General features: G+C 66.5%; 2 protein-coding genes and 1 pseudogene. 2 read left to right on the top strand and 1 reads right to left on the bottom strand.

From position 1 onward, the window contains the following. Nucleotides 1–124 precede the first annotated feature (124 nt). Nucleotides 125–466 (bottom strand): annotated as a pseudogene (locus CYU59_RS19375) (site-specific integrase); the annotation flags it as partial. Nucleotides 467–601: 135 nt separating this feature from the next. Between CYU59_RS19375 and CYU59_RS19370 the strand changes: the two are divergent. Next, nucleotides 602–1,768, top strand: coding sequence for a tyrosine-type recombinase/integrase (locus CYU59_RS19370; protein WP_293001646.1), 1,167 nt, complete (start codon nt 602–604; stop codon nt 1,766–1,768). Next, on the top strand, nt 1,765–3,615 hold the full coding sequence (locus CYU59_RS19365) for a transposase (protein WP_293001644.1): 1,851 nt from the start codon (nt 1,765–1,767) through the stop codon (nt 3,613–3,615). Before CYU59_RS19370 ends, CYU59_RS19365 begins: the two co-directional genes overlap by 4 nt. Nucleotides 3,616–3,717 lie beyond the last annotated feature (102 nt).

The raw sequence follows: 3,717 nt of genomic DNA, 5'->3' as shown, positions 1-3,717 counted from the left end.
GTGAAGTAGCTCAGGATCATGGACGCCGACAGTAGAGACACCACACGACCCGACGCAACGGCCAAACACCCAGGCCGCCCGGCCCTTCCGTGCTAATGCAACACGGGAACTAAGCGGGGACAAAGCGGCGCAACGAATGCAGATCCAGCCCGGGCGACAACCCGAGGTGATCGCAATAACGGCGGAACCGGCGCAACAGCGTGTTCTCGGCGACCAACGCCCCTCGCTCGCTGGGAAACAGGTCGATGCTGTCATCCATGCAACGCTGTCCGTGCGCCAGCCAATCGGCGATCACCTCCGGCGTCCAGTCAAAGACAGTCAGCACACCGCGGCGTTTGTACGGTGACCCACGTTTTGCCTTGCCGTAACGGACATGAACCAGCCCATAGCGTCCGAACTCGCGCCCGTGCGGATTACGAGCGAAGTCAACGGTTTGCAAGTGGCGAAGTTCGTTGAACCGTAACCCTTCTCCGGGGTTACCTGACCTGTTGCACGATGTTGCTCGATCTGCATGATCGGGCTGGTTGTTCGGCGTTTCTCCGAGGGTGTGGTGCTCGTGGCTGGTAGTCGTTTTTGACTGTCGACCAGAAAGCGAGAGACCATGCGAGCATTCCCGGTGAGTTTGCCGTCCGGGCAACGATATTGGACGGTGCTGAACGAGGACCTGCAGGTAGTCAATGTCGCCGACGAGTACCTGCGGCATCTGCGACTCGGCCGCGACGCGGCCGAGTCCACGACGAAGGCGTATGCGCATTCGATCGCGTTGTTCCTGCGCTGGTGTGCCCGGTCGGGTCGATCGTGGCAGGCCGGTGTCGAGGGTTTCGCGCTGTTCATGACGTGGCTGGCCCACGCCCGGCCATCGGTCGATGACGCCGCGGGCGTGGTGGTGGCCGGTCCCGGCGCTGCTGCGGTGCGGTGTCCATCGCGGATCAACGGTGTGCTGACCGCGGTGCGGGGCATGGTGGTGCACGCGAACGCGACCGGCACCGGTGCGGCGGGACTGGTGTCGATCCTGTACGAGGTCGCCGACGACCGCGACCTGCCCGCCGAGGCCCGCGGCGAGGACGGTCGGATGGCGTGGCGGATGCGGGCCCGCCATCGGCTGCGGGAACCGGAAACGACGATCGATCGGGCCAGCGACGAGCAGATCGTCGCGCTGCTGCGGGCGTGCCGGTCGACACGAGACCGGCTGATCGTGCTGTTGATGGCGCGGGCCGGGTTGCGCCGCGGCGAGGTGTGCGGACTGCGACGCAGCGATGTGCACCTGCTGGTGGATTCGCGGCGCCTGGGCTGCGATGTGGCGCGGGCGCATCTGCATGTGGTGCGCCGCGAGGACAACCCGAACCAGGCGTGGGCCAAGTCGCGCCGGCAGCGGGTGGTGCCGCTGGATTTCCTTGCGGTGCAAGCGTTCGACGTCTATGAGTTCGAGCGCATGCGCGTCGCCGATGCCGCCGACAGCGATTTCGTGTTCGTGAACCTGTTCCGCGGCAAGCTCGGCGCGCCGATGCGGCCGGATGCGATCGGCGAGTTGATGGCCGCGGCGTCGCGGCGCGCTGGACTGGACGTCGCGGTGCGGCCTCACCAGTTGCGACATGCATACGGCAGCAACATTGTTGATGCCGGAGCGGGGATCGACGTGGTCGCCGATTTGCTCGGTCACGCGACGGTCTCCTCGTCGCAGGTTTACCTGCATCCGGACTCCTCGCGGATGCGGGCCGCGGTGGATGCGGTGCCCAGCCCCCGCGAGCAGACCGGAGCGAGCCGGTGACCGCTGCGACGCTGACCCCGATGATCTCGGCCGCGGAGCAATCCTGCGAGTTCCCCCACGTGCTGGACGGGGTCGTCCTCAACGGCGCGGCCGCGCACCTGGCCGGTGGGCTGGACCGGACACTGTTGGACGAGGCCGGATGGGATCCGGTGATGCGGATCCTGTCGTTGCCTGCGGAGCATCGGCTGCTGGGCCGGAAGGTGTGCCGGGTGAAACGCTGCGTAGGAACAGTTCACAACGACGCCCCCGAGATCTGCCACCGGTGTTTCACCAGGTTGACCGGGCTGGGCATGAGCGTTGAGGACATCGGCGCCACCAAGAACCTGCCCGCCGCACCGGTTCCCGCGGAACGTTGCGCGGTCCCGAACTGCCAATGCAAGCCGACGGTGCGCGACGCGGTCATGTGCGAACCACACGCCCAGCAGCTCCGCGGCAGGCACATCCCGATCTCGCTGGAGCTGTTCCTGAGCGATCCGCGAGTGCGGCCCCAGCCGCCGCTGCCGGCATGTCTTGTACCGGCGTGCACCCGCACGGCCGACGGCGCGATCGGCTACTGCAACACCCACTATCAACGCTGGCGCGTGGCCCAACAAGACCCGGGCGAACCCGACGAGCAGTCGTGGCGGTGCCGGGAATCCGGCGTCGCCGAGCCCGGGCAGGTCAACGTGCGGGCCCTGCCTGCCCTGGTGGTCGTGGAAGTACTGGTCGGCTTGCAGACCCGCGTGCGGGAAGGCCTGCGGCTCACTGACGTTGTGCTGCGGGCGGTCTGCGACACGCTTCGTCACCACCAAGTCGCCTCGATCCACGACTGTGATACGAGCCTGGCCCCTGGCAAGCGCGCACGCTCGGTGCTGATGTCGTTCGCTCGCGACGCCCGTCGCGCGCTTGCTGACCCCAGGGTCGAACAAACCAAGGACATCTGGGATCTGGCCGTTTTCGGTCATCCCGGCGCCCTGTCGTTCTCCGCGATTACCCAACCGTGGCTGGCCAATGCAGCCAAACGATGGGCAGCCGAGCAGCTGCCGCATCACCGGGGCAGCGGTGCCTCTCGTGTCCGCGGCAAGATCAACAGCATCGGGCTGCTGTCCGAGTACCTGTATCGCCGACCCGATCACGGGCTCGACCCGACTGCTTTGGGCCGGACCGACCTGGAGGGATTCCTCAACCGACTCGGCCATCTGGAGTTCACCGGCCGGATCGGTCGCTACCGCCGCAACATGATCTGCCGTGACGTGCGGCAGGTGCTGGCCGGAATCCGATCCCTGGGGCTGACGAGAACCGGACAGGCGGCGGCCGGGTTGCCCGGCGACTTCGCCATCGAACGCGCCGACATCCCAGCCGATCCCGAACGCGGTGAGCCCGGACGATGCTTGCCGCCGGAGATCATGAACATCGTGTGCGCCAACCTCGACGCCCTCGAGCCCGCCGAAGTCAGGGTCGCCACCCAGATCGGCATCGACACCGGCCGCCGCCCCGAGGACATCCTCAACCTCACCCTGGATTGCCTCGACCGCGACAAGGACGGCGGTGAGGTGCTCGTCTACGACAACATCAAAGCCAATAGGCTTCGCCGCCGATTGCCGATCAGCAAGACAACCGCCGCGGTCATCACAGCCCAGCAACATCGGGTCCGGCAACGTTTCCCCGACACACCCATCCCGGATCTGAAATTGCTGCCGACACGGGTACGAAATCCTGACGGGCGCAAGGCAATCAGCACAAACACCCTGGCTGCTCGTCACCGTGACTGGCTTGCCGCGCTGCCCACCTTGCGCACCCGCGACGGGACCGAATTCGACAAGACCCGGGTGGTGCCCTACGCCTACCGGCACATTGTCCCCGCTTAGTTCCCGTGTTGCATTAGCACGGAAGGGCCGGGCGGCCTGGGTGTTTGGCCGTTGCGTCGGGTCGTGTGGTGTCTCTACTGTCGGCGTCCATGATCCTGAGCT

The sequence above is a fragment of the Mycobacterium sp. genome (assembly GCF_002863225.1).
GTDB lineage: Bacteria > Actinomycetota > Actinomycetes > Mycobacteriales > Mycobacteriaceae > Mycobacterium.
Note: the sequence above shows the minus strand (reverse complement) of the source record. Positions and strands in the feature narration are given on the sequence as shown.

Excerpts from the sequence above, each read along its gene's own strand:
- CYU59_RS19370 (WP_293001646.1), top strand. The coding sequence starts at position 602 with ATGCGAGCATTCCCGGTGAGTTTGCCGTCCGGGCAACGATATTGGACG.